We start from the raw sequence: 25,663 nt of genomic DNA on the forward strand, positions 1-25,663 counted from the left end.
AAGCACGATAGCTTCGATATCGTGCTTGAACACATCATCCAGAAAATGCTGTTTGTCTGTCTGATAGATGATCAACAGTTATAGCTCCGTGTATTTTTTGTCGGAGCCTTTGGCTTTGTCTACGGGGTACTTGGCGTTGTTCTTTTCGATCTTGGTTTTCAGTGCTTCCACCAGATCGATGCCCAGGTCGTTGGCCATCAGCAGGGTGTAGCAGAAGACGTCGGCCAGTTCATCGGCGAGGTCTTGCTTGCGTTCCTGGGCTACGGCGTTGATGGCGGCCTGGTCCTGCTTCCACTGGAATATCTCCAGCACTTCGGTCGCTTCCAGTACCAGTGACAGGGCCAGATCCTTGGAGTTGTGGAACTGCTTCCAGTCGCGCTCATCGCGAAAGGCCAGGACTTGTTCGGTCAACAGCTTTATCTCGGACACGTTCTCTCCAAAATCCTTGTCAGCAAGAAGGCAGTACAGCGCGTGCGGTTCTGCACGGGTAAGTATTTGACCTACTTTGCATTATCTGTGTGCGTTTGTCTGCTCATGTCCAACACGAACCGATCTAGCTCTGATTCAAAATGTCGATGTAGGCGCTATAGGCGAATACCCGGTTGCGCTTTTGGCCGGTGAGTTCACGCACGAGGGCGAGATCGGGTTGTGATAGCAGATCCATCACCTTGCCTGCGGTCGCGGCGGTGATGCCGCTTTGTTTTACCAGGGTGTTGATGTTGGCAATAGGGTATTCATACAGCACATCCAGCACCTGTTTGGCCGAGGGTGCCATGCGGCCCAGGCTGCTGACCAGCAAACGGTGATCATTACGCAAGGCATTGAGCTGTTGGGCGGTACTGACGGCTTGAGTGGCGGTGTCGGTAACGGCGTCGACAAAGAACAGCAACCAACTTTCCCAGTCTCCGGTGATGCGCACTTGTTGCAGACGGTCGTAGTAGACCTGCCGGTGTTTCTTGAAAAACACCGACAGGTACAACAATGGCTCACTGAGGACATTGGCGCTGACCAATATCAGCGGAATCAGCAGGCGGCCAAGGCGGCCGTTGCCATTCATAAAGGGGTGAATGGTTTCAAACTGCACGTGCGCCAGTGCGGCCTTGATCAACGGGTCTGTGGCTTCTGGCACATCATTGAGAAAACGCTCCAGCTCTGCCCAGCAGTTGGCCAGTTCGTTTGCGGGTGCAGGCACAAAGGTGGCTTCGTCAGCTCGATGGCCGCCAATCCACACCTGGTTCTTGCGGAACTCACCCGGCGCCTTGCTGATGCCTCTGCCGGAGGTCATCAGTGCCTGGTGTAACTCGGTCAACAGGCGGTAGCTGATAGGCTGCCCTTCACGAATACGCTGCACGCCCAGTTCCAGCGCGCTGACATAGCAGGAGACTTCCTGTACGTCATCCATGGGTACGCCGGGCATGCCGTCCATTTCATACAGCATGAGATCGCTGAGGGAGGACTGTGTGCCTTCTATCTGGGAGGACATGACCGCTTCTTTTCGCACATAGCTATACAGAAACAGCCGTGCATCCGGCAGCAGCGTGCTGATGGCGTCCAGCCGACCGAGGGCCAACATGGCCTGATTGATGCGGCCCTGAAGCTTATTGTCCAGTTGCAGCGGTGGCTGGGGTGGCAGCGCTGCCGGGATGAAGGCTTTGCAGGCGACTCCTCCGGCTATGCTGCCGACATTATGCCCTGTTGTGCCGCGGTTCATGTTTGCTCCAAGTTAAAATAACGATGCACGTTAATTTAACTTAAGCAGAAAAATAAAATAAAGCACGGTGTTATTTGAGGTTCTCGAAGCCATAAAAGCGTTATTTCTATTTATGTGGCCATATCAAACGATTAACTTGGGGGGCAACTTGGGGGCTGACTTGGGGGTTAACTCACCCCCGCAACGTCAAAAACAACCTTAAATCCAGCTCCAGCTGGTGATAATCCGGCTCCATATGCTGACACAGCTGGTAGAAGGCTTTGTTGTGCTCTTTCTCGCGCAGATGCGCCAGCTCGTGCACCACCACCATGCGCAGCAGGGGTTCGGGCAGGGTTTTGAAGATGGCGGAGACCTTGATTTCGTTTTTGCGTTTGAGCTTGCTGCCCTGCACTCGGCTGACGAACTGGTGCTGGCCCAGGGCGTTGTCGATGACGTGCATGCGCGTATCAAAGTACACCTTGGTGACAGGGTCGCTGCTGCGCATATGTTGTTGCTTGAGGCGCTGGGTATAGTCGTACAGGGCGGCGTCGGTCTGGATCAGGTGTTGGGCTTGCGGCGGGTAGCGCTGTTCCAGCCAGGGGCCGAGCTGGTTGCTGTCAATCAGCTTCTGCACCTGGCTCTGCAGATCCGGGCCATAGCCACTGAGGTATTTGAGGGCGCTCACGGCTGAACTCAGCCGACCGGATTGCTGACGCTTTCGACCTGGCGTTTGACCTGCATGGGGTCGTCGATGCCCTTGAACACCACATCACTGATGCCACGACCGGTAATCTTGACGGTGCCAAAACCGAAGATGCGCCCGAGAATCCCCTGGTCAATCTCGACAGTTTCAATCGACTGCAATTTCATTTCCTCGGTGCGACGGCTGATGATGCCGCGCTTGAGCACTACGCGCTTGTTGGTGACGCCCTGCTCCATGGATTTAAGCTTGAGGTATTTATACAGCGCAAAAATCAGCGTGATCCCCAGCGTGGGGATGGCCAGTACCAGCCAGGCGTACATGGGCATGCGGGCAAACCAGTGCAATGGAAACAGCGCTTCGATCTTCTCGCCCTGGGACAGGGAGTCTTCAATATAGGACATAGGTGCGGCTCCTTTAGGCCCGGTAACAGGTTTTGCCGAGCGAGTTTACACCAATCTGCCCGCCCTGCTCTGCTGGTTAAAACAGGGCATAGCCGTGGCCATGCCCTGTCAGGGTCAGTTAAACGGCAGTGGCGCCCAGTCGGTAGCGCCGCGTTGCAGCAACAGGCCCGGATGGTCGCTGTCCATGCATTGCAGATACAGCCACTGATGCTCGACCAGCTCACGAACGACCTGATGTTTCGCCAGTACCGCATCGATCATGTCACGCGGAGCATCAATGACCACGGTCAGCCGCAAGGGCGTGTGCATCCAGCGCTGACCGTCATGCACAGACTGTTTGGCCAGGCCGATACGCAGGTCGCCGCCGTTGCCTTCAAACACGCCGATCCGCCCGCCGACCACGTTATGCAGCACCTTGTTGCCACTGCCGAAGCGCTGGTTATCGGTGGTCGAGGTCAGGTACTGCATGTTGATCCAGTTAGCAACGACCATGGGCGCGGTCATGATCAGTTCCAGAATGCTGCCATCGCTGTCCTGACGCCAATCATAGTCATGCAGAAAGGCCCGGCCCTGCAGATCAACGCCCTGAGTCCGCCAACGCGGTGCGGCTATAAAGGCCGCATTGTTGGCCAGCCCCCACTCAGGCCGGGTTTGCGCCCAGTCGCCGGCGCGTTTGCGCAGAGCTTTGAGCAGCGCTTCGGGCTGCACGGTCAGTGCCGCCAGACCCAGAGCTTCTGCCCGCTCGGCACGCACCTGATGGGCCGCGTTGTCCAACACCTGGCGCAGCTGCTGCCATTCCGTATGCAAGGATGCCGGTAGTTGCTGCTGATCAAACAGGCTGATCTCATCGGTGGTGGTGTTATGCAGTCCTGCGACCACATGGCAGCTGTCCGGAATACTGATGCCTTTGGCTGCCAGACCCTGTCTTACCGCTTGATCGTTCAGCACAGCGGCCAGCAGCCGGGCGTTGACTTCACCACTTTGCCCACAGCAGGCGCCACAGGCCAGACCGGCGGCCTGGGGGTTATTGGCACTTTGACTGCCATGCCCGAGCAGCACCAGTAGAGGCGGAAAACCGCTGGTCAGGCCCATGGCAGCCAGGATGCGGGCGGCCAGATCGGTCTTTTGCTCAGCGGTCAGACCCAACAGCACCGGGCTCAACTGGGCCTGCTCGGTATGACTTAATCCTGCAGTCGCAGGCTGGGCATGGCGGCCGAACTGATGACCCAGCAAGTTGGCCGCATAGCCCAGACCCAAGGTTTCAACCAGGGTAAAGGTGGACGCAGGCAGCCGTTCAAACAAGCGCCAACGGCCAGTCTTGGAGAGCCGTTTGACCCGCCTCTGGGCCAGGCTGTGATCGATCCTGGCATCACCGCTGCTGTCACTGACCTGCATCTGCGCAGCCAGCAGGCCGGGTAATTGCGGCCGCGCGGCATCGGTACCGAGCGGCGCGTACTCGATCGGCAAGCCAAAAAAGCCAGCAAAACCCGCGGTTTCAATACCGGTTGAATGATGCTCTATGGCCCGACGCACGACTTCCGAGCGCACATCGATGCAGAAGTAGACTTTGGCAAACACTGGCTGAGGCTGTTTTGCTGCGGCATCTACCGCACTCAGGCGCTGTTGCAGCTGTTCCTGCCAGGCCAGTTCGTCGGCCCGCTGCCAGACTTGCAACGCCTGCCAGCTAGCTTCTGGCTCACGCTTGAGTCCGACCAGAAAGGCGTGTTGCCACTGATGCCAGGCACTCTGGTCGCCACGCTCGCCATCATCAACCAATAACTGCCAGGCCGTGCGGATAGCCAGTAACTCGATCAGGCTATCCTCATCACCGCCCTGCAATCGGGCCTGCCAGCGCTGATAGGCACACCAGGAGGCCCAGCCCAGGCTGCGTTGCAAAAGGGCATCAAACCAGTCGGCCCAATGCCACTGATCCACCGACAACTGATCTACCGCGCGAGCCAGCACCGCTGCGGGCTGCAAGGGCAAGTCTGCCACGCGCTGGTGCAAGGTCCGGCAGCCGCTGAGTACGCTCAGGCCGTGATCCTGCAACAGACTGTCACGCCAGGCGGCGTAGAGCCCCACCTTGGCGTTCAGGTGCCAGTCTGCCTGCTCGCTATCAAACCAGGCCGCGCAGAACTGGCCGATCTGATGGGTAATCAGATCACGCCAGACCGGCAGATGGCCTTTGGCGCTGGCCAGGTCTTCGAGCAAGGGCAGGCTCTGGCCTACAGACAACGGGTCGTTCAAGTGCTGGTGCAGGTCAGCCAGATTGAGGTCAAGGTTGCTCTGCTGCAGCGCTGTCTTCAGGTGACGTTCGGCAATGCGACCGGATGCCCAGGCCTCTTGATAATCAGCTGGCGAAAAGGTCAACAGGCTACCCGACTGCCGCCAGACCTGCTCGGCGACCGTATGCCACGGCTGTGAGCGCCGCTCCCAGAGGGGATTGACGGCGATCATGCGATCCAGTGGCCAGGTAGGTGCTACCTGCGCGCAAACCTGCTCGGCAGCATCCATCAGGGCCTGGCTATGCGTTACCACAGGGTGTTCGATCATGTTCATGCTTTTACTCCCTTCGATTGTGTCGAGATGGCATTGCGGGCGGGTGGCCACAGGCGGAACGTGACCCGGGTCAGGTACTCGTCCAGATAAAAACCGGCGTAGGCCCAGGGGTACAAACGCCGGGCAAAGGCGCTGGCGGGCCGTTCAGTAATCCATGCCTGACTCACATACAGGGCGACAAAGAGCAGCACCACCAGCACCGCCAGCCCACTCTGGAATCCACTCGGCGTTGGATAGCCGCCCAGGATGAGGGCGGCGGCCTGGTGCCAGAGCAGGTACAAGGCAAGCAACAGGGTCAGCATGGCGGTGGCATGCAGCGCACCAGCAAGCCGGAAACACCAGGGCGCCAGACCGACCGTGAGAATCACCAGGGCGACCAGCGGCAGCGCATGCTGTGGCTGCCAGAGTGTCCACAAACCATGCAACAGCAGGACAGCCAAGGCGGCCAGGGGCAGCGCCCAGAGGGTCTGCTTCAACCCGGCCGCAGGCTGTGCCGGCTGCAGCGCATGCCGTTCGGCTTGATTGACGGTGTCACCCGAGGCCAGGAAGGCGTGGGCCTTGTACAGGGAGTGGGCGAGCAAATGCACCAGGGCCACTTCGTAGAGCCCGAGGCCCAACTCCATCAGCATAAAGCCCATTTGCGCACAGGTTGACCAGGCCAGACGCACCTTGATGCTGATGCGCGTCATCATCACCAGTGCCGCCAGCACGGCGGTTGTGCCACCGACAATCACCAGTAGGGTCTGGGCCGAAGGTACTGCCGAGAACAGCGGTGCAAAGCGCAGGACCATGAAACCGCCGAGGTTGACCAGACCGGCATGCAGCAGGGCCGATACCGGCGTGGGCGCTTCCATCACCTGAATCAGCCAGCCATGAAACGGCAGTTGTGCCGACTTCAGAATGACCGCCATGCCCAGCAGCAGCGTGGCTATTTGCACATCCCAGCCAAGACCACCCTGCTCCGCTATCTGCGTGGCCACCCAGTCCAGCGTGGCTGATATCGAGCTGTCACCACTGGCCCGCACCAACAGACCGGTGGCCACCAGCAGACACAGGTCGGCCAGACGGCTGACCAGGAACTTCTTGTGCGCCACCACCTGCGCAGTGACTCTGTGACGGTAAAAGACCAGCAGCTGGTGCAGGCTCAGACTGGAGATAATCCAGGCCGCGACCAGCCAGTAGAGACTGTCTGTGGTGACCACCACGGCGACCGCCGCCAGGGTAACCAACAAAGCCAGACTGTAGCGCAACTGACCGGACTCACCCTGCAGGTAGCGGCGCGAGAAGTTGATAATCACCAGGGCCAGAAAGCTGATCAATGCCGCCATGACCAGACCCAGGCGGTCGTTCGGCTGACCATCCAGCACAGCCACTACAATCGCCAGTGCCACCAGGGCTATACCGGCATAGCCCGCTACAACAGCAGGCAGCCATATATCACTGGCGTTTCGATAGCGGGCCCAGAGTACTAACGGGATAAGGGCAAGCAGATAAACCCAGGGCAACAGGCCGGCGGGTTCGGATAATGACATGGGCATAAGCAAGACTCCTGATAAGCTCGACCAGGTGAGTCTCGAACATCAGGCTTTTTATTAAAAATAGATTGTTTAGAATGTAACGATCTTTTTTAGAGAACAAACTATGCGCCGGCTCAATTTTCACCATCTGCATTACTTCTGGGCGGTCGCCACGGAGGGCAACCTGACCCGTGCCGCCGAGGCGTTGCACGTATCCCAGTCGGCCCTGTCGACGCAGATCCGCGTTCTGGAAGAACAACTCGGGCACGACCTGTTTATCCGCAGCGGCCGCAGCCTGATATTGACCGAGGCCGGGCGCTTGACGCTGGACTATGCCGACAGCATTTTTGCTCTGGGCAATGAGCTGCAAACCACGCTCAAAGGGGCGTTACAAAGTACACAGAAATTGCGTATTGGCGCGGTAGCCACACTCTCGCGGAATTTTCAGGAAAACCTGCTGCGGCCTTTTCTTGGGCGAAAGGATGTGCATATCACCCTGGAATCCGGCAGCCTCGATGACCTGTTGGATAGGTTGAGCCTGCATACACTGGATGTGGTGCTGACCAACCGGGCCGTGAGCACCGATGCCATGCGCAGTTGGCGCTGCCGTGTTCTGGATCGGCAATCGGTGTGTCTGGTAGGACCGCCAAGAGAGGACCGCACACCCTTTGATCTGGCCCGTGACCTGCCGGGTGCCCGCTTGATTGTGCCTGGACGCAGCAGCGATATCCGCAGTCAGTTTGACCTGTTCTGCGAAAGTCAGGGCCTGACGCCGACTATCTGTGCCGAGGTCGATGACATGGCCATGCTGCGCCTGCTGGCGCGTGACTCAGGCGATATGGCGCTACTGCCGATGGTTGTGGTTCAGGATGAGTTACAGTCCGGTAGCCTGGCTCTTTATGCCGAGATTCCGGGGGTTGTGGAGCAGTTCTATGCAGTCAGCTTGCAACGGCATCTGAACCTGAAGTTGATTGATGAGCTGTTGAGCACCCCGGCTGATACCTGAGGGGCACCGCACGGACGTCAGGGGCGTTCCCCTAGTCCGGCGTCCGGCCATTACACAGGGCTGCGCCTGTGCAAATAACCCGGACCACTGTGCCGGACACGAAGGAACAGTGTCACGTAAAGCGAAATACTGCGTTAGCCTTGGCGTCAAACAGCCGCATTAATCGGTTTGTCTGGATACCAGGCATCAACCAGCGGGCTGACGTCAACCTTGCTCAGTTCGCTACGACCCTTGAGCCAGCTTTCTACTGCTGCACGCTGTTCTTCACTCACAGAGCCTCGGCCACCCAGGCAGACCAGACCGAAATCTTCACCGCCGACATAGTTCAGGCCGTTGGCCTCAAGCGCCTGCAGGATGAACTGATCAAGGAAGCTATCAATTTCCTCGACGCTGAGGCCCTCTTTCAAATCCAGCTTCAGCTCAAAACCCAGTTCCTGAAACTCATCAACACAGAGCTTTTTGCGCAAACGACGCGAACGGTTGGTAGCCATGACAATACCTCTTTGGATGATTTTGGCAGGAAGCTTAGCAAGCTTGAAGGTCAGCAAGATGACAAAGGGCGCAGTGCGCCTCTTTGCTGAAAACCTGAACCCCTGAAATGAAAAAGCCCAATGCGTAAACATTGGGCTGAATCACTGAATATTGGTCGGGACGGAGTGATTCGAACACTCGACCCCTTGCACCCCATGCAAGTGCGCTACCAGGCTGCGCTACGCCCCGACGATGCTTCGGCTTTGTCTGCCTAAGCGGGTCGCATAATACATTAACTATCTGAAACGAGAAAGTTTTTTTTCGGGGATAGTGGTGATCAGCTGGTACGCAGAACCTGCAGAACTTCTTCAAGTTCGGCGATGGTCTGACGGATCAGTTGCTTGTAATGGGTGACGTCTTCCTTGGCCTCGTCACCGGACAGGCGCTGACGTGCACCACCGATGGTGAAGCCCTGGTCATACAGCAACGCGCGGATCTGACGGATCATCAGCACGTCCTGGCGCTGATAATAACGACGGTTACCGCGACGCTTTACCGGGGACAGCTGGGGAAATTCCTGCTCCCAATAGCGCAGTACATGCGGTTTTACCGCGCACAGGTCGCTTACCTCACCGATGGTAAAGTAGCGTTTGCCGGGAATCGCCGGCAATTCGTCGTTATGGCTGGGTTCCAGCATAGGCTTCTACTCTGGCCTTCAGTTTCTGTCCGGGGCGGAAGGTAACCACGCGCCGTGCGGTAATTGGGATTTCTTCGCCGGTTTTGGGATTTCGTCCCGGCCGCTGGCGCTTGTCGCGCAGGTCAAAATTGCCGAATCCCGACAGTTTGACTTGTTCGTTGCTTTCCAGGGCGTTGCGAATCTCTTCGAAAAACAGTTCTACCAGCTCCTTGGCTTCACGTTTATTGAAGCCAAGTTCCTCGTAGAGACGTTCCGCCATTTCTGCTTTTGTCAGAGCCCCCATAGGCTATTTCCTTAGTGTGGCATTGAACCTTTGTTCCACGGACGACAGCACCTTGTCCATGACAGCATTCACCTCATCATCGGTTAGAGTGCGTGATGAATGCTGTAAGGTCAAGCCGATTGCAAGACTTTTTCTATGCGGATCAATACCTTTACCCTCATAAACGTCAAACAACCTGAGGTATTTTAGTGCATCGCCTGCATTCTTGCGTATATCCGTGAGCAGATCGTCGGCCTGCACCGTCTTGTCTACCAACAAAGCGATGTCCCGCCTGACTTCCGGAAAGCGTGACAATTCAGCGAATTTCGGCAAACGTCCGTGAATAATCTGTTCCAGCAGCAACTCAAAGACAAAGACCGGACCCTGCAGGTCCAGATCAGTGATCAGGCGCGGATGCAGTGCACCAATCCAGCCCACCAGTTGGCCATCACGGGAAATCGATGCACTTTGACCTGGATGCAGCGCGGGATGTTCGGCGGCCTCGAAACAGAAGCTGGCCAGTGCACCGCCCTGCCCCAGCAAGGCTTCAACATCGCCTTTGAGGTCATGGAAATCGAGCTTCTCGCTGCCATTCGCCCAGCCCTCAGGCAAGCGGCTGCCACAGGCGATACCCGCCAGCATGGGCTGCTGTACCAGACTGCCATCGGCCTGGGGTACAAAACGCAGACCACTTTCAAACAGACGCAAACGGCTTTGCTGACGATTCTGGTTGTATTGCACGGCCTTGCTCAGGCCAGCCCACAGGGTGGTTCGCATGACTGCCATATCCGATGAAATCGGGTTGGCCAGAGCCAGCGGCTCTACCTGCGGATCAAACAGCTTGTTAAGGCCCGGCTCGACAAAGCTATAAGTAATGGCCTCGTGGTAACCACGGGCAACCAGCAGACGGCGCAGCGCCGGCAGTTCGCCACGGGTTTCCGGCTTGGCCGTGAGGTTCAGAGCTGCCGTCGGCGCACTGACCGGCAGGCGGTTGTAACCGTAGAGACGAGCCAGCTCTTCAATCAGGTCGATTTCCAGACTGATATCAAAGCGGTGACTGGGCACATTGACCTGCCACTGGCCTGCACCGTCGGCACTGACCTGCAGACCCAGACCGCTCAGGTAACCGGTAACATCAGCATCACTCATCTGCATGCCGAGCATCTGGTTGATACGCTCGCTGCGCAGGGTGATCTGCTTGAGAGTAGGCAGGGATGCCTGATCCACCGCTTCGACAATCGGGCCGGCTTCGCCGCCAACAATTTGCAGTATCAGGGCCGTGGCGCGCTCCATGGCATCGCGCTGCAGTTGCCAGTCAACGCCGCGCTCGAAGCGGTGCGAGGAATCGGTGTGCAGCCCGTAACCACGGGCCTTGCCAGCGATGGCGATGGTATCGAAGAAGGCGCTTTCGAGAAACAGGTCGGTGGTGCCGGTGCTGACGCCACTGTGCTCGCCGCCCATAATCCCGGCCATGGCCAGCGGACGCTGATGATCGGCGATGACCAGGGTGTCGGCACGCAGGCTGATCTCCTGACCGTCGAGCAGCACCAGCTTCTCGCCCTCCTCGGCCAGGCGTACGCGAATACCCCCTTTGATTTCGGCCAGATCGAAGGCATGCAGCGGCTGACCCAGCTCAATCATGACGTAGTTGGTAATATCCACCACAGCGTCGATGCTGCGAATGTCACTGCGGCGCAAACGCTCGACCATCCACAGGGGTGTCGGGCGCGACAGATCAACGTTACGAACCACCCGGCCCAGGTAACGCGGACAGGCCTGGGGCGCGAGAATCTCAACCGGTCGCACGTCCTGGTGCACGACCGCGACCGGTTCAATGGCCACGCGGCACAGCTGCTCGGCGTAATTGGCCGCGACTTCGCGGGCCAGACCGGCGATGGACAGGCAGTCGCCACGGTTGGGCGTCAGATCCACTTCAATGATGGCATCATCCAGACCCAGGTATTCGCGCAGGCTCTGGCCTACAGGCGCATCTGTGGGCAGCTCAAACAGACCATCATGATCTTCAGACAGTTTCAGCTCAGCGGCTGAACAGAGCATACCGAAGGATTCGACGCCACGCAGTTTGGCCTTCTTGATCTTGAAGTCGTCGCCCAGTTCGGCGCCGACCATGGCAAAGGGGATCTTGATGCCAGGGCGCGCGTTGGGGGCGCCACAGACCACCTGAAACTGCTCGCCGCCGTTACTGACCTGGCACACGCGCAGCTTATCGGCATCCGGGTGTTGCTCGGCACTGACGATCTCGCCTACCACCACGCCGCTGAAGACGCCGGCGGCCGGGGTCACGCTGTCAACTTCAAGTCCGGTCATGGACAGACGCGCGACCAGCTCGTCACGGGAGACGGCGGGGTTCACCCAGGTGCGCAGCCACTGTTCACTGAATTTCATTATCGATTCCTGATTTCAATAGGATGGGCGGATGCACACTCAGCGAAACTGCTCAAGAAAGCGCAGATCGTTATCAAAGAAGATGCGCAGATCGCCAACGCCATAGCGCAGCATGGTCAGACGCTCAACGCCCATGCCAAAGGCAAAGCCCTGGTATTTCTCGGGGTCGATGCCGGACATGCGCAGCACATCGGGATGCACCATGCCGCAGCCCAGCACTTCCAGCCAGTCGGCCTTCTCTTCACCGTTCTTGATCACGGTGCGGCGAATATCCACCTCGGCAGAAGGCTCGGTAAAGGGGAAGAACGAGGGACGGAAGCGCACTTCCAGATCAGCCTCGAAAAACTCGCGCAAAAACTGTTCGATGGTGCCCTTGAGGTCGGCAAAGCTGACGTTTTCGTCAATCAGCAGCCCTTCAACCTGGTGGAACATCGGCGAATGGGTCTGATCCGAGTCGCAGCGGTAGACACGGCCCGGACAAATGATCCGAATCGGCGGCTGCGTGCTCTCCATGGTGCGTACCTGAACCGGTGAGGTATGGGTGCGCAACAGGGTGTTGGCATTGAAATAGAAGGTGTCATGCATCGCCCGGGCCGGATGATGGCCGGGAATGTTGAGGGCTTCAAAGTTGTGGTAGTCGTCCTCGACTTCAGGACCTTCCTCGACGGTATAACCGACGTGGGCAAAAATCTGTTCGATCCGCTCCATGGTGCGGGTCACCGGATGCAGACCACCACTGCGCTGGCCACGGCCCGGCAGGGTTACATCGATACGCTCGGCTGCCAGCTTGTCGTTGAGCGCCGCGGCATCCATCTCGGCCTTGCGCGCATTCAGTACGCTGGAGACGGTTTCCTTGGCCTCATTGACCAGCGCGCCGACTTTGGGACGTTCTTCGGCCGGAATATTGCCCAGGGTTTTCATCACCTGGGTCAGCTCGCCCTTCTTGCCAAGGTAATGCACGCGGATCTGTTCCAGTGCATTGACATCAGTCGCCTGTTGCACGGCCTCAAGGGCCTGGGAGACCAGGGCGTCTAGGTTTTCCATTTACACACTCCAGAAACAAAAATAGGGGAAGAGCGTTGAGGCTCTTCCCCTATTAATGACGTTGCCAACCGAAGCCAGGCTCCGGTGATTGTCGTAACGAGGGCTTAAGCCAGGCTAGCCTTTGCTTTTTCGACAATCGCGGTAAACGCCGCTTTTTCGTTCACGGCCAGTTCAGCCAGAACCTTGCGGTCGATTTCTACGGAAGCCTTTTTCAGACCAGCAATCAGACGGCTGTAAGACATGCCATTCTGACGGGCGCCGGCGTTGATACGGGCAATCCACAGAGCACGAAACTGACGCTTGCGCTGCTTGCGGTCACGATAGGCATACTGACCGGCCTTGATGACCGCCTGCTTGGCAACACGGAATACACGCGAACGCGCACCGTAGTAGCCTTTGGCGAGTTTCAGAATTTTCTTGTGACGCTTACGCGCCATTACACCACGCTTAACACGAGCCATTCTTTATATCCTCTAACCTAGACTTAACGGAGACGCAACATGCGTTCAACTTTCTGGACATCGGCAGCATTGAGCTGCTGAGTGCCACGCAGTTGGCGCTTACGCTTGGTGCTCATCTTGGTCAGGATGTGGCTCTTGAAAGCGTGCTTGTGTTTGATGCCCTTGCCAGTCACTTTAAAGCGCTTGGCGGCACCGCTTTTGGTTTTCATCTTTGCCATGTTCATGTACTCCAAATAGAGTGGATAAGATAATCGCAAGGCCTGGCGTTGCCCTGGAGATTACTTTTTCTTCTTGGGTGCGATGACCATCATCAGCTGACGACCTTCCATCTTCGGATGCTGTTCGACGGAACCGTATTCAAGCAGGTCTTGTTCGACCCGTTTCAACAATTCCATCCCCAGCTCCTGATGGGCCATTTCGCGGCCGCGGAATCGCAATGAAACCTTGGCTTTATCCCCGTCACTGAGGAAGCGTATCAGGTTACGCAGCTTGACCTGATAGTCCCCTTCTTCCGTCCCTGGTCGAAACTTGATTTCCTTGATCTGAATGATCTTCTGGTTCTTGCGTGCAGCAGCCTGTTGCTTCTTCTTTTCGAAGATGTGCTTGCCGTAGTCCATGACGCGGCAAACAGGTGGTTCTGCATCGGGAGAGATTTCAACCAGGTCGAGCTTGGCCTCTTCTGCTACAGCCATCGCTTCCTGAATGGACACGATACCGATTTGTTCTCCTTCCGCACCGATCAGACGCACTTCACGTGCGGTGATGTTTTCATTGATCGGCGGGCGTTGGGCGGTTCTTTTGTCTTGTCTCATCTCGCGTTTAATCTTTATAGCTCCGTATTCGGGCGGCCTCGTTGTGCAACGGCGCGGGCAAGGAATTCGGAGAACTCGGTAACCGTCATGATTCCCAGATCTTTACCCTCCCGCGTGCGCACGGCCACAGTGTGCGATTCGACTTCCCTATCGCCCACTACGAGCAGGTAAGGTGTCTTGTGCAAAGTATGCTCGCGAATCTTAAAGCCAATTTTCTCGTTTCTCAAGTCCGCAGTGGCCCGATAGCCCATTTCATTCAGGCTTTTCTCCACTTCTGAGCAGAAAGCGGCCTGATTGTCAGTAATATTCAGGATGGCGGCCTGAGTCGGTGCCAACCAGGCAGGGAAATCGCCTGCGTAATGTTCAATCAGAATACCGATGAAGCGCTCAAAGGAACCGAGAATGGCGCGGTGCAACATGACCGGCGCCTTGCGAGAGCCATCTTCGGCCACATATTGGGCGCCGAGGCGGCCTGGCAGCATGAAATCCAGCTGCAGAGTACCGCACTGCCATACACGACCCAGGCAGTCGCGCAGGGAGAATTCGATCTTCGGGCCGTAGAAGGCACCCTCGCCCGGCTGCAGATCCCACTTCAAACCGGCCTTGTTCAGCGCTGATTCCAGACCCTTCTCGGCCTGATCCCAGAGCGCATCGTCACCCACGCGGCTCTCCGGGCGAGTCGACAGCTTGAGCTCGACATCATCAAAGCCGAAGTCCCTGTAAACCTGCAGGGTCAGCGCGATAAAGTCGGAGGCCTCAGACTCGACCTGCTCATCGGTACAGAAAATGTGTGCGTCATCCTGGGTAAAACCGCGTACGCGCATCAGGCCATGCAGCGAACCGGAGGGCTCGTTGCGGTGGCAAGAACCGAACTCGGCAAGGCGCAGCGGCAGCTCGCGGTAGCTCTTCAGGCCCTGATTGAACACCTGCACGTGGCAAGGACAGTTCATTGGTTTGATGGCGTAATCGCGGCTTTCCGACTCGGTGGTGAACATGGCGTGGGAGTAATGCTCCCAGTGCCCGGAGCGCTCCCAAAGAACACGATCCACCACCTGCGGGGTCTTGATCTCTTTATAGCCACTGGCGCGCTGCAGGTTGCGCATGTACTGCTCAAGCACCTGATAGATGGTCCAGCCATTGGGGTGCCAGAACACCATGCCGGGCGCTTCTTCCTGGGTGTGGAACAGGCCAAGACGCTTGCCGATCTTGCGATGGTCGCGTTTTTCCGCCTCTTCGATACGCTGGATATAGGCCGCCAGCTGCTTTTTATCCGCCCAGGCGGTGCCATAAATACGCTGCAACTGCTCGTTCTTGGCATCGCCACGCCAATAAGCGCCGGAGATACGGGTCAGTTGGAAGGCTTTCAGGAAGCGCGTATTGGGCACGTGCGGACCACGGCACATGTCCACATATTCTTCGTGGTAGTACAGTCCCATGGCCTGTTCATTGGGCATGTCGTCAACCAGACGCAGCTTGTAATCCTCGCTGCGCGACTGGAACACCTCGATCACCTGATCGCGCGGTGTGACCTTCTTGATCACGTCATAATCGGTGGCGATCAGCTCGCGCATGCGTGCTTCAATAGCCGCCATATCATCTGGAGTAAAGGAGCGTTCGTAGGCGATATCGTAATAGAAGCCATCGTCAATCACCGGCCCGATCACCATTTTGGCGGTCGGATACAGCTGTTTGACGGCGTGGCCAATCAGGTGAGCACAGGAGTGGCGAATGATTTCCAGCCCCTCTTCGTCCTTCGGCGTGATGATCTGCAGCGTGGCGTCGGTATCAATCATGTCGCAGGCATCGACCAGACGACCATCGACCTTGCCAGCCAGGGTTGCCTTGGCCAGACCAGCGCCAATAGAGGCCGCTACGTCGGCAACGGATACAGGGTGATCAAAACTGCGCTGACTGCCGTCAGGAAGAGTAATAGTGGGCATATGCCGCTCCTTCTCAGTGGTGACCGCTACGCAAGGCCACATGATGGAAAAGTCCGATTGGATTGCCTGCTCCTGCAGTTCAGACCGGCTGACGATTGCCGGCGCCCTCTTCAGGCTGCTGCAAAGGCGCCCCAAATGGCGCTGAAAGTAAAAAGCCCGGTCCAGGGACCGGGCTTTCAATTTGGTAGGCACGATTGGATTCGAACCAACGACCCCCACCATGTCAAGGTGGTGCTCTAACCAACTGAGCTACGTGCCTGCAATGGCCGCGAACTTTACGCAGCACACTGCACCTTGTCAAGCATAAGCTACTGATAAAAGCGGATAAAAAAGGCATTACGGCCAAGAACACCAACTTACCTGCATCGACCCGTGTAGGCACGTTGGTGTTCTTGGCCAATACCTGTCTGCTGATACCGGTAACTGTAGAACCAGGCTTGCCACCGAGCCGGCCAGCTCGCGAACATCAGGCGCAAGATTTCACCTGTGACAGGGGGTGATAGCCGCATTGATTACGCCAAGGTCGCATTGCCAAGGAGTGCCCGAATGTATCAATACATTGGAGCCGCCGAAGCGGGCTGTTATACTTTGCGGCTAACTGATCACGGAAGATCTCTCATACAATCTATTTCTGTCTTGGCCTAGAGTAGGAGAATTATAGTGGAACGCGAATTCATGGAGTTTGACGTTGTCATCGTCGGCGCCGGTCCTTCCGGACTAGCCGCCGCCTGCCGTATCAAGCAGCAAGCTGCTGAAGCTGGCCAGGAGATCAGCGTCTGTGTTGTTGAAAAAGGCTCCGAAGTCGGCGCCCACATTCTCTCCGGTGCGGTGTTTGAACCCCGTGCGCTGGAAGAGCTGTTCCCGAACTGGAAAGAGCTGGAAGCACCGCTGAACACGCCTGTGACTGGCGATGACATCTATATGCTGACCAGCGAAGCCAAAGCGACCAAGATCCCGCATATGCTGGTCCCCAAGACCATGCATAACGAAGGCAACTACATCATCTCCCTGGGCAATCTGTGCCGCTGGCTGGCTCAGCAGGCCGAAAACCTGGGCGTTGAAGTCTACCCGGGCTTTGCCGCACAGGAAGCACTGATCGATGAGAATGGCGTTGTAAAAGGTATTCTCACCGGCGACCTGGGCGTTGACCGCGAAGGCAACCCGAAGGACGGTTTCTTCACCCCCGGTATGGAACTGCGTGGCAAGTACACCCTGTTCGCTGAAGGCTGCCGTGGTCATATTGGCAAGCAACTGATCAAGAAGTACAACCTGGATTCCGATGCGGATGCCCAGCATTACGGTATCGGTATCAAGGAAATCTGGGATATCGATCCCTCCAAGCACAAGCCGGGTCTGGTCGTTCACACCGCTGGCTGGCCGCTGGATATCGTCGGCACCGAGAACACTGGCGGTTCCTTCCTGTATCACATTGAAGGCAATCAGGTTGTCGTGGGGCTGATCGTTGACCTGTCCTACAGCAACCCGCACCTGTCGCCCTTTGATGAGTTCCAGCGCTACAAGCAACACCCGGTGATCAAGCAGTACCTGGAAGGTGGCAAGCGTGTTGCCTACGGCGCACGGGCGATCTGCAAGGGTGGTTTGAATTCACTGCCGAAGATGGTCTTCCCCGGCGGCGCACTGATTGGTTGCGATCTGGGCACCCTGAACTTCGCCAAAATCAAGGGCAGCCACACGGCCATGAAGTCCGGCATGCTGGCCGCTGATGCGGTTGTTGAAGCGATCAAGGCGGGCCGTGAAGGAGGCGATGAGCTGACCGGTTACGTCGATGGCTTCAAGTCCAGCTGGCTGTATGACGAGCTGTTCAGCTCGCGTAACTTTGGCCCGGCCATTCACAAGTTCGGCCCGCTGTTCGGTGGCGCCTTCAACTTTGTGGATCAGAACCTGTTCGGCGGCAAGATCCCGATGACCCTGCATGACACCACGCCGGATTATGCCTGCATGAAAAAGGCTTCCGAAGCGCCCAAGATTGCCTATCCGAAGCCGGATGGCGTGATCAGCTTCGACAAGCTGTCCTCGGTGTTTCTGTCCAACACCAACCATGAGGAAGATCAGCCGATCCACCTGACGCTGAAGGATGCTGGCATCCCGATTGGCACCAACCTGCCCCTCTATGACGAACCGGCCCAGCGCTACTGCCCGGCTGGCGTCTATGAGGTCGTGACTCAGGACGACGGTGACAAGCGTTTCCAGATCAACGCGCAGAACTGTGTGCACTGCAAGACCTGTGATATCAAGGATCCTTCGCAGAACATCAACTGGATTGCGCCGGAAGGTACGGGCGGCCCGAACTATCCGAATATGTAACAGCAGCCGCAAGCTTTAAGCGGCAAGCGACAAGAAAAAACCCGGCCTCAGCGCCGGGTTTTTCTTTGCTTGCTGTGTTGTTTTGTTTTGTTTTGTTTTGTTTTGTTTTGTTTTTAGCTTGCGGCTTAAAGCTTGTAGCTTGCGGCTTGCGGCTTGCGGCTTGCAGCTCATTGCTCTGACGGCTGAGCCGTCAGAGCAATGCCCCCTCCTCCCTGACCGGCAACACATCCACGGCCACGGTCATGACGTGCTCGCCGCCGCCGGTCATGACGCCCTTGAGCGGGGTAACGTCGGCGAAGTCGCGGCCCCAGCCGAGGATGATATAGCGCTCATCCGGTACGCAACCGTTGGTGGGATCGATTTCCAGCCAGCCCCAACCGGGAATGAAGACCGCCAGCCAGGCGTGGGTGGCATCGGCGCCGAGGAGCTTTTCCTGACCCGGTGGCGGCAGGGTTTCCATATAACCGCTGACATAACGCGCAGCCAGACCCAGCGAACGCAGACAACCGATGGCCAGATGGGCAAAGTCCTGGCAGACACCGCGTTTGTTGGCTAAGACTTCACGCAGCGGCGTGGCCACGGTTGTCGAATCCGGGTCGTAGACAAACTCATTGAAGATCCGACTATTCAGCTCCAGCACCGCATCAAGCAGGTTGCGTCCGGGCAGGAAACTGGTCAGCGCATAAGCAGCCAGTGACGGATGCTGATGCACGAAGGGAGAGTCCAGCACAAAGAGCCGGGCTTCCAGGCAATCACGGTTGCTGTAGCGAATATCGGCAGTGGTTTCGCGAACCGCCTGCTCCCACGCAATGGTAGAGAAAAAGTCCTGGGCCGGGCGCGGCCGGGTCTCGATCTCGCTGGTGACGCTGACCTGCAGTTCGTCGTGCAGGGACTCGATGGAGAAATACACCACGCGGTTGCCAAAGAAGTCGATCCTTTCCCGCATACGCAAAGGTGATGGGACAATATCCAGCCGCGTCTCACCACAGATCTGCCAGGGCAGATTACGTGGCAGTATGCGAGCCTCGTTGTGGCTCAGGCTGGCGGTGCCGCTGTATTCATAGTGCGTGGTATGCCGCAACAGGTATTTCATGGTCGCCGTGCCTCTACTCAGGAATTATTGCTGTGATGCATGGTGACCAACTGACGCGGCGTCTCAACATGACTGAAATGACTGTGGGAAATGGCATTGGATAGCTCTGACATGGGCACGATTAGCTGATCGAGCAGCTCGGACAAGGCCAGCTTGGCGGTCTCTGAACTTTCCAGATCGGCCAGGGTGTCGATATCCACCAAATGCAGCGCGCTGGTCGCCTGAATGATCAGACGCTTTTCCAGGTTGCGGTAAGGCGAGCTGCCGAGCGTTGGCAGCCGGGTAATTTGCCGTCCGAGCCGTTTGAGCATATAGCCCACCGAACGCGGATTGGTTTCATCAAACAGCAGCAGATCGAGAATGGCCGAGGGGTGCAGCTGCGAGCGGTATCGACGGCGATATACGGTAAAATTGTCGGTCGTTGCCAACACCACTTCCCAGAGTGGAATCCCCGGTTTGTCGGCACTGATCAGGGCCAGTTTAAGCAGCTCCAGCGTACCCAGCGCACGTTCGATAAAACGGCCGATATCCAGAAAGCGCCAGCCATAATGATGCGGCATAGTCTCGTTGCACAGGCCAAAGAAGGCCGACAGATCCAGCACCATGGCTTCCAGATGGCGCTGCCCGACGACCACACCACGGGTACGCGGCAGGGCATTAAAGCGCTGCCGCATGCTGTTGATCGAGCGCCAGCTGTCATCACCCAGGTGATCGCGTACCGCACGGCTGTTGCGCACAAAATGACCAAACAGCATGGGCAAGCCTTCCGGCTGATCGTCGGAGAACAGCTCCAGCAGGCGGTCGCGGGTCAGCACATACTCGGGGGAAAAGCGCCCGGGATTACTGGCGGCTTCAAGATCCGCTTCCAGGGTTTCAGGGTCCAGCGACATATCCAGCGCGCGCAATAGATCAGGCAGCACACTGGGTCCGGACTCATGCCGATCGTCCTGCAGCAGTTTGCTCAGGGCCTCTCGCAGCAAACGCGATCGGGTGTCCAGACGCTCGCCGTATCGGCCCATCCAGAACAGACTTTCCGCCACGCGGCAAGGCAGGTCCTTGCCATCACGGGTGACCACGATCGGGCCCTGGGCCTGCCGCAACATACTGATGTGTGGCTGCGGTACCGGCGCCAGCACCCAGACATCCTTGACCGTGCGACTTTGCATCAACGGAGCACCGGGCTCACCAACCCAGGCAAGACCGCCAGGCATAACACGGTAGCCGCGCTGACTGACCGGTTTAGCTAAATCTTCCGGCTCAACCAGACTGAAAAAACGTAACGTGGTGTGCTGGCGTTCCAGTTTTTTGGTTTGTGGATTGAAGCCAGGGGTAACCGATGACACCAGCGGACGCTGTGCAGTAAACAGATAGGGGCGGCTCTGCAGGTTGTGACGCAGGACCTGCACGGCCTCAAGACCAAGCTGTTCCACCCGGTAACTCTTGCTCGGTTGACTGACATCGCGCAGCACCCATTCATCCATCGAGGCGCTGACCTGTTCAAGCATCTGCGGGTTGCCACACCAGAGGGTTTCACGGCATGGCAGCAGCAGGGTTTCTCCTAGCAGACGCTGACACAGACCCGGCAGAAACGCCGCTAACGCCGGATGCTCCAGCACACCAGCACCCAGGGCATTGGCAATGCGCACTTCACCGTTGCGCGCAGCCTGCAGCAGACCGGGCACACCCAGCAGGGAATCGGGACGCAGTTCCAGCGGATCACACCAGGGATCATTGATCTGCCGGACGATGACATCAACCTGAGTCAAACCGCCCAGGGTGCGAACGGATACCTGACCGTCACGCACCACCAGGTCATCCCCTTCAACCAGGGCAAAGTTCATGTAGTTGGCCAGCCAGGCGTGCTCGAAGTAGCCAGGACTGCCGGGGCCAGGTGACAGCAGGACGATATTCGGTTGCTCGCGGTGACTGCTGGCAAGACTGGCCAGGCAACGGTGTTGCGCTTGAAGAAAACCGGCCAGGCGCTTGATGGGCGCTTCGCGGTAAATACTGGGCAGTGCACGCGCCAGGGTAATACGATTTTCCAATGCATAACCTGCACCGGAGGGCGATTGCGTCCAGTCACCCAACACCTGCCATTGCCCGTGTGCATCACGGATCAGGTCAGTGCCGTGAAAGATCAACAGCGGGCGCTCCAGCTGCGAGGGGCTATCCGCAGCTGAAAAAAGATAGCCGGGATGGGTAAACACCAGTTCTGGCGGTAACAGGCCTTCGTTGATCACGCTGCGCTCGCCATAGAGATCGTCAAGCAGGTGCTCAAGCAGTCGGCTGCGTTGCTGCAAGCCGGCTTCCAACCCTTCCCACTCCTCGGTACTGATAACCCAGGGCAGGCAGTCGAGTTGCCAGGAACGTAGCTGACCCGGATCATCCTCGTAGGGATTGAAGGTCACACCATTTTCATGCAGCAGGTTCTGGGCCTCTTCGCTGCGACTGACCAGCATATCTGATCCCAGCGCAGCAAATTCTTCCAGCAGGCTCAACCAGTGGGCCTTGGGCAGCCCCTGACTCAACAGTTCATCGTGATCAGCGTGGCCGGGGTAGTCGCCAAGCAACGCTGTCAGAGCTGGGTCCGTACCACCCGGTTGCTGCATATAAAGGTTCCTGATGCGAAGCCCTCAAGTCCACTTGAAGGCTACCGTATGAGTTTGATCGGAAGGCCACTATACACCAGTGCCTGCTGCGCTAGCACGACGCAGGTCGAGCGTATGCGGGTATTCCTGACCAGGCGCCTGCTCGATGCGGGCCATCTTGCCCTGAGTATGGCCATGCGACCAGAACCGCGCCATGCGCCGGGCCTCTGCCTCGTTGGCGTTAACCGGAAAAGTCTCATAATTGCGACCAGCGGGATGCACTACGTGGTAGGTGCAACCACCCAGCGACCGACCGTTCCAGCTATCCACCAGATCGAATACCAGTGGCGCATGCACCTCGATCATCGGGTGCATGGCCGACGGTGGCTGCCAGGCGCGGTATCGCACCGCCGCCACCGCCTCGCCGGGTATACCGGTATTCTGCAAAGGTACGCGGTAACCATTGCAGGTCAGCACATGGCGGGCCGGGTTGAAGTCGCTGACCTTGACCTGCATGCGTTCGACCGAGGAATCAACGTAACGTGCGGTACCGCCACCACTGACCTCCTCGCCCAGAACGTGCCAGGGCTCAATGGCCTGTCGCAGTTCCAGCCCAACGCCGGCATAGCGCACCTCACCGCAATGCGGGAAGCGGAACTCGAGAAAGGGTGCAAACCACTCGGGGTCCATATCCAGCCCATGCTCGCGCAAGTCCGCCAGCACATCACAAAGGTCAGCCCAGATAAAGTGCGGCATCATCCAACGGTCATGCAGGGCGGTGCCCCAGCGTACCAGCGGCTTGCGATAGGGTTTATCCCAGAAGCGTGTGACCAGCGAGCGAATCAGCAACTGCTGGATCAGACTCATCTGCCAGTGCGGCGGCATCTCAAAGCCACGTAACTCCAGCAGCCCCAGGCGTCCGGTGGAAGAATCAGGCGAGTAGAGTTTGTCGATACAGAACTCGGCTCTGTGGGTATTGCCGGTGATATCGGTTAGCAGGTGACGCAGCAAGCGGTCTACCAGCCAGGCTTGCGGCACCTCGCCCACAGGCATCTGCGACAGAGCAATTTCCAGCTCATACAGTGCCTCATGGCGCGCCTCATCAACCCGCGGCGCCTGACTGGTCGGGCCGATAAACATGCCTGAGAACAGATAGGAAAGACTTGGATGGTGTTGCCAGAACGTCAGCATACTGGCCAGCAGATCCGGACGACGCAGGAAAGGTGAGTCCGTCGGCGTACGCCCACCCAAAGTGACATGATTGCCACCACCGGTGCCGGTATGCCGGCCATCAAGCATGAACTTTTCCGTGCCGAGTCGGGTCAGGCGAGCCTCTTCATAGAGGACGCGGGTATTCCTGACCAGATCGGGCCAATTGGCCGCCGGCATGACGTTAACTTCTATCACACCCGGATCCGGGGTAATCATGAACTTTTCAATGCGCGGGTCGGATGGTGGCGGATAACCCTCGATGCACACCGGCATCTTGAGATGCGCGGCGGTCTGCTCGATGCTGGCCAGCAGCACCAGATACTCTTCCAGCTGCGGCAATGGCGGCAGGAACAGAAACAGCTTGCCGTCGCGCGGTTCCAGACACAGTGCGGTACCAACCACTCCCTGCTCGCTGACCCTGGCCATTTGTTCCTGCCAGTCCTGCCCTGCCGCCTCGTGGTGCAGGCCATCACCCTTGGCCAGCGCACTTTGCACTTCGCTGTAACGACTGGCTACTTCACCGTGCACATCGGCCAACGCCGGTGGGGCCTCAAAGAGTGACCGCGGCTGCGGTTCATCCAGCTTGCGCAAGGGCAACGACGACAATGGCAACCGCAGCCCCATGGGTGAGTCACCGGGAATCAGGAACAGCGATTCGCGGCGCATTGGCCAGGGACTGCTGATCCAGGCGTCGCCCTTGTCAGAACGGGCCAGCGGCAGCGCCAGACCGGTCGGTTTGTCCAGCCCCCGTTCCAGCAAGCGCACCAGCCGCGCACGGCTTTCGTCATCGGCCAGGTCCTTTGAACCTAGGTCAACATCGCTGGGCTGCTGCTGTTCAAGCCAAAGGTAGTAATAGGTGTCTTCAAAACAGGGAACCAGATAGCGTTTGTCCAGCTCCAGGCGCTTGACCAGTTCCTCGGCAAAGCGGCGGGTTTCGGCCTCACCGACCTTGTAATTGGCTTCAACATCGGCCAGCCAGCTGTCGTCCTTCCACAACGGCTGACCGTCACGCCGCCAATAGCAGGCCAGGGCCCAGCGTGGCAGCGGCTCACCCGGATACCACTTGCCCTGCTGATAATGCATCAGCGAGTGCGGAGCGAAATGCGGGCGCAGGCGACGCAGCAGTTTCTCGGAAAGCCCTCTTTTGGTGGGCCCCTGCGCAGCAATGGTCCATTCTGGTGCATCCATATCATCAATGGAAACAAAGGTCGGCTCGCCACCCATGGTCAGGCGCACGTCCTGTGCCTGCAATCGGGCATCAACCGCCTCACCCAGCGCCTCAATTTGTTGCCATTGCTGCTCGCTGTAAGGCTTGGTGACCCTGGGGTCTTCATGCACCCGGGTTACCGTCATGGCAAAATCAAAGGTCACTTCACAGGGATCGGTAGCACCGGTAATGGCCGCAGCACTGCTCGGTTCCGGGGTGGCTGCCAGCGGAATGTGGCCCTCTCCAGCAAACAGTCCGGAGGTAGGATCAAGCCCGATCCAACCGGCCCCGGGGATAAAAACCTCGGTCCAGGCATGCAGGTCGGTAAAGTCGACCTCGGTACCGGATGGGCCGTCCAGCGCCTTGACGTCGGCGGTCAACTGAATGAGGTAGCCTGAGACAAATCGCGCTGCCAGCCCCAGATGACGGAAGATTTCCACCAGCAACCAGGCTGAGTCACGGCAAGAGCCCCGCTTCAATTTAAGGGTTTCTTCCGCACTCTGAACGCCGGGCTCCATACGAATCAAGTACTCGATATCGTTGGATAGACGCTGATTGATCGCCACCAGAAAGTCGGTTACCGGCTTCTTTTCGCGGCTGACGCTGGCCAGCCACTTCTTCAGCAGCGGGCCGGCTGGCGTGGCTTCCAGGTAGGGCCCCAACTCCTTGCGCAACGCCACCGGGTAGTCGAAGGGAATCTGCTCGGCGTACTCCTCGACAAAGAAATCGAAGGGGTTGACCACCGTCATTGGCACAATAAGTTCAACATCCACGTGCAACTTGCTGATTTTCTCAGGAAAAACCACCCGTGCAACATGATTGCCAAAGGGGTCCTGCTGCCAGTTGATAAAGTATTCGCCGCCCGTGATCGTCAGGCTGTAGGCCTCGATCGGCGTCCGGCAATGCGGTGCAGGCTTGAGGCGAATCTGGTGTGGTGCCACCGCGACCGGCTTATCGAAGTCGTAGTGGGTGGAATGCCTGAGTGCAACGCGAATAGTCATCTATGGTTCCCCGGAAGGCGTACGAAAATCATCCCTGTGGCAAAGCAATGCCTGTGCCAATCAGCCAAGTCATAGAGCGGTCATGGCAAAAACCGATACTCCAGACGGCGCGCTTTTCTCAGTGTGATAGCAAGCGAGTATGACAAGCATGAGGGCCATTACAAGGTTTAACGCTAGGTCGCATGGATAATCTCGCTCAAGGGTATTAGGCTGGTATAGCAATTGCAGCGTTTCTGCCCATCACCCAACCGCACATAAGAGTGGCTTA

The 25,663-nt window shown here is 57.8% G+C and carries 20 protein-coding genes and 2 tRNA genes; 2 read left to right on the plus strand and 20 right to left on the minus strand.

Translation table 11 applies throughout. The annotated features are described in order from the left end of the window. Nucleotides 1–78: 78 nt before the first annotated feature. From AC27HQ_RS05335 to AC27HQ_RS05360, 6 genes are all read right to left on the minus strand, one after another. The gene (locus tag AC27HQ_RS05335) at nucleotides 79–429 is read right to left on the minus strand and encodes a nucleotide pyrophosphohydrolase (RefSeq protein WP_487155042.1); all 351 of its coding nucleotides are present in this window, start codon (nucleotides 427–429) and stop codon (nucleotides 79–81) included. A gap of 124 nt (nucleotides 430–553) precedes the next feature. After that, nucleotides 554–1,711 (minus strand): Fic family protein, encoded by a 1,158-nt coding sequence (locus tag AC27HQ_RS05340; RefSeq protein WP_487155043.1) that lies wholly within the window; start codon nucleotides 1,709–1,711, stop codon nucleotides 554–556. Nucleotides 1,712–1,883: 172 nt separating this feature from the next. After that, nucleotides 1,884–2,375, minus strand: coding sequence for a M48 metallopeptidase family protein (locus tag AC27HQ_RS05345; RefSeq protein ID WP_487155044.1), 492 nt, complete (start codon nucleotides 2,373–2,375; stop codon nucleotides 1,884–1,886). A gap of 8 nt (nucleotides 2,376–2,383) precedes the next feature. After that, nucleotides 2,384–2,794, minus strand: coding sequence for a PH domain-containing protein (locus AC27HQ_RS05350; protein ID WP_487155045.1), 411 nt, complete (start codon nucleotides 2,792–2,794; stop codon nucleotides 2,384–2,386). Nucleotides 2,795–2,908: 114 nt separating this feature from the next. Next, nucleotides 2,909–5,353, minus strand: coding sequence for a YbcC family protein (locus AC27HQ_RS05355; protein WP_487155047.1), 2,445 nt, complete (start codon nucleotides 5,351–5,353; stop codon nucleotides 2,909–2,911). Further along, nucleotides 5,350–6,891, minus strand: a complete 1,542-nt coding sequence (locus AC27HQ_RS05360; protein ID WP_487155048.1) for an NADH-quinone oxidoreductase subunit L — start codon at nucleotides 6,889–6,891, stop codon at nucleotides 5,350–5,352. The genes AC27HQ_RS05355 and AC27HQ_RS05360 overlap by 4 nt, the downstream gene beginning before the upstream one ends. 103 nt (nucleotides 6,892–6,994) lie before the next feature. Here AC27HQ_RS05360 and AC27HQ_RS05365 point away from each other — a divergent pair, with 103 nt between their 5' ends. Continuing rightward, nucleotides 6,995–7,876: a LysR family transcriptional regulator gene (locus AC27HQ_RS05365; protein ID WP_487155049.1), complete on the plus strand. Its 882-nt coding sequence runs from the start codon at nucleotides 6,995–6,997 to the stop codon at nucleotides 7,874–7,876. Nucleotides 7,877–8,022: 146 nt separating this feature from the next. Here AC27HQ_RS05365 and AC27HQ_RS05370 read toward each other — a convergent pair whose 3' ends face one another. From AC27HQ_RS05370 to AC27HQ_RS05420, 11 genes are all read right to left on the minus strand, one after another. Next, nucleotides 8,023–8,367: a YggL 50S ribosome-binding family protein gene (locus tag AC27HQ_RS05370; RefSeq protein WP_487155050.1), complete on the minus strand. Its 345-nt coding sequence runs from the start codon at nucleotides 8,365–8,367 to the stop codon at nucleotides 8,023–8,025. A 152-nt stretch (nucleotides 8,368–8,519) separates the two neighbouring features. Beyond that, nucleotides 8,520–8,596 (minus strand) — tRNA-Pro (locus tag AC27HQ_RS05375). A gap of 88 nt (nucleotides 8,597–8,684) precedes the next feature. Next, complete coding sequence (locus tag AC27HQ_RS05380; RefSeq protein WP_487155051.1) at nucleotides 8,685–9,044, minus strand: MerR family transcriptional regulator; 360 nt, start codon at nucleotides 9,042–9,044, stop codon at nucleotides 8,685–8,687. Next, on the minus strand, nucleotides 9,025–9,327 hold the full coding sequence (ihfA, locus tag AC27HQ_RS05385; RefSeq protein WP_036992243.1) for an integration host factor subunit alpha: 303 nt from the start codon (nucleotides 9,325–9,327) through the stop codon (nucleotides 9,025–9,027). The genes AC27HQ_RS05380 and ihfA overlap by 20 nt, the downstream gene beginning before the upstream one ends. Nucleotides 9,328–9,330: 3 nt before the next feature. After that, complete coding sequence (gene pheT / locus AC27HQ_RS05390; protein WP_487155052.1) at nucleotides 9,331–11,712, minus strand: phenylalanine--tRNA ligase subunit beta; 2,382 nt, start codon at nucleotides 11,710–11,712, stop codon at nucleotides 9,331–9,333. 39 nt (nucleotides 11,713–11,751) lie between these two features. After that, nucleotides 11,752–12,756 carry a phenylalanine--tRNA ligase subunit alpha gene (gene pheS, locus AC27HQ_RS05395; RefSeq protein WP_487155053.1) on the minus strand — a complete coding sequence of 335 codons (1,005 nt, stop codon included), beginning with the start codon at nucleotides 12,754–12,756 and terminating at the stop codon, nucleotides 11,752–11,754. Nucleotides 12,757–12,860: 104 nt separating this feature from the next. Beyond that, nucleotides 12,861–13,217: a 50S ribosomal protein L20 gene (rplT, locus tag AC27HQ_RS05400; RefSeq protein ID WP_487155055.1), complete on the minus strand. Its 357-nt coding sequence runs from the start codon at nucleotides 13,215–13,217 to the stop codon at nucleotides 12,861–12,863. Between the two features lie 23 nt (nucleotides 13,218–13,240). Next, on the minus strand, nucleotides 13,241–13,435 hold the full coding sequence (gene rpmI / locus AC27HQ_RS05405; RefSeq protein ID WP_304641279.1) for a 50S ribosomal protein L35: 195 nt from the start codon (nucleotides 13,433–13,435) through the stop codon (nucleotides 13,241–13,243). Between the two features lie 60 nt (nucleotides 13,436–13,495). Further along, a complete protein-coding gene (gene infC, locus AC27HQ_RS05410; protein ID WP_487155319.1) occupies nucleotides 13,496–14,047 on the minus strand; it encodes a translation initiation factor IF-3 in 552 nt (183 codons plus the stop codon). Then, on the minus strand, nucleotides 14,044–15,969 hold the full coding sequence (gene thrS, locus AC27HQ_RS05415; protein WP_487155056.1) for a threonine--tRNA ligase: 1,926 nt from the start codon (nucleotides 15,967–15,969) through the stop codon (nucleotides 14,044–14,046). Before thrS ends, infC begins: the two co-directional genes overlap by 4 nt. Before the next feature lie 182 nt (nucleotides 15,970–16,151). Continuing rightward, a tRNA-Val gene (locus AC27HQ_RS05420) sits at nucleotides 16,152–16,228 on the minus strand. Between the two features lie 401 nt (nucleotides 16,229–16,629). Between AC27HQ_RS05420 and AC27HQ_RS05425 the strand changes: the two genes are divergently transcribed. Next, nucleotides 16,630–18,294 (plus strand): electron transfer flavoprotein-ubiquinone oxidoreductase, encoded by a 1,665-nt coding sequence (locus tag AC27HQ_RS05425; protein ID WP_487155058.1) that lies wholly within the window; start codon nucleotides 16,630–16,632, stop codon nucleotides 18,292–18,294. Nucleotides 18,295–18,484: 190 nt separating this feature from the next. Here AC27HQ_RS05425 and AC27HQ_RS05430 read toward each other — a convergent pair whose 3' ends face one another. The 3 genes from AC27HQ_RS05430 to AC27HQ_RS05440 all read right to left on the minus strand — a co-directional run bounded on the left by AC27HQ_RS05430 (nucleotide 18,485) and on the right by AC27HQ_RS05440 (nucleotide 25,395). Beyond that, nucleotides 18,485–19,387 carry a transglutaminase family protein gene (locus tag AC27HQ_RS05430; RefSeq protein WP_487155059.1) on the minus strand — a complete coding sequence of 301 codons (903 nt, stop codon included), beginning with the start codon at nucleotides 19,385–19,387 and terminating at the stop codon, nucleotides 18,485–18,487. 17 nt (nucleotides 19,388–19,404) lie between these two features. Then, nucleotides 19,405–21,996 (minus strand): circularly permuted type 2 ATP-grasp protein, encoded by a 2,592-nt coding sequence (locus AC27HQ_RS05435; RefSeq protein ID WP_487155060.1) that lies wholly within the window; start codon nucleotides 21,994–21,996, stop codon nucleotides 19,405–19,407. A 69-nt stretch (nucleotides 21,997–22,065) separates the two neighbouring features. Continuing rightward, a complete protein-coding gene (locus AC27HQ_RS05440; protein WP_487155061.1) occupies nucleotides 22,066–25,395 on the minus strand; it encodes a transglutaminase family protein in 3,330 nt (1,109 codons plus the stop codon). Nucleotides 25,396–25,663 lie beyond the last annotated feature (268 nt).

Source organism: Halopseudomonas sp. 4NH20-0008, from assembly GCF_057548395.1.

Bases quoted from the DNA above. Each gene is read 5' to 3' on its own strand.
- thrS (WP_487155056.1), bottom strand. From the start codon at position 15,969: ATGCCCACTATTACTCTTCCTGACGGCAGTCAGCGCAGTTTTGATCAC.
- rplT (WP_487155055.1), bottom strand. From the start codon at position 13,217: ATGGCTCGTGTTAAGCGTGGTGTAATGGCGCGTAAGCGTCACAAGAAA.
- AC27HQ_RS05435 (WP_487155060.1), bottom strand. From the start codon at position 21,996: ATGCAGCAACCGGGTGGTACGGACCCAGCTCTGACAGCGTTGCTTGGC.
- AC27HQ_RS05430 (WP_487155059.1), bottom strand. From the start codon at position 19,387: ATGAAATACCTGTTGCGGCATACCACGCACTATGAATACAGCGGCACC.
- AC27HQ_RS05440 (WP_487155061.1), bottom strand. From the start codon at position 25,395: ATGACTATTCGCGTTGCACTCAGGCATTCCACCCACTACGACTTCGAT.
- AC27HQ_RS05360 (WP_487155048.1), bottom strand. From the start codon at position 6,891: ATGCCCATGTCATTATCCGAACCCGCCGGCCTGTTGCCCTGGGTTTAT.
- AC27HQ_RS05370 (WP_487155050.1), bottom strand. From the start codon at position 8,367: ATGGCTACCAACCGTTCGCGTCGTTTGCGCAAAAAGCTCTGTGTTGAT.
- pheT (WP_487155052.1), bottom strand. From the start codon at position 11,712: ATGAAATTCAGTGAACAGTGGCTGCGCACCTGGGTGAACCCCGCCGTC.
- AC27HQ_RS05355 (WP_487155047.1), bottom strand. From the start codon at position 5,353: ATGAACATGATCGAACACCCTGTGGTAACGCATAGCCAGGCCCTGATG.
- AC27HQ_RS05380 (WP_487155051.1), bottom strand. From the start codon at position 9,044: ATGCTGGAACCCAGCCATAACGACGAATTGCCGGCGATTCCCGGCAAA.
- pheS (WP_487155053.1), bottom strand. From the start codon at position 12,756: ATGGAAAACCTAGACGCCCTGGTCTCCCAGGCCCTTGAGGCCGTGCAA.
- AC27HQ_RS05350 (WP_487155045.1), bottom strand. From the start codon at position 2,794: ATGTCCTATATTGAAGACTCCCTGTCCCAGGGCGAGAAGATCGAAGCG.
- AC27HQ_RS05340 (WP_487155043.1), bottom strand. From the start codon at position 1,711: ATGAACCGCGGCACAACAGGGCATAATGTCGGCAGCATAGCCGGAGGA.
- rpmI (WP_304641279.1), bottom strand. From the start codon at position 13,435: ATGGCAAAGATGAAAACCAAAAGCGGTGCCGCCAAGCGCTTTAAAGTG.
- AC27HQ_RS05365 (WP_487155049.1), top strand. From the start codon at position 6,995: ATGCGCCGGCTCAATTTTCACCATCTGCATTACTTCTGGGCGGTCGCC.
- ihfA (WP_036992243.1), bottom strand. From the start codon at position 9,327: ATGGGGGCTCTGACAAAAGCAGAAATGGCGGAACGTCTCTACGAGGAA.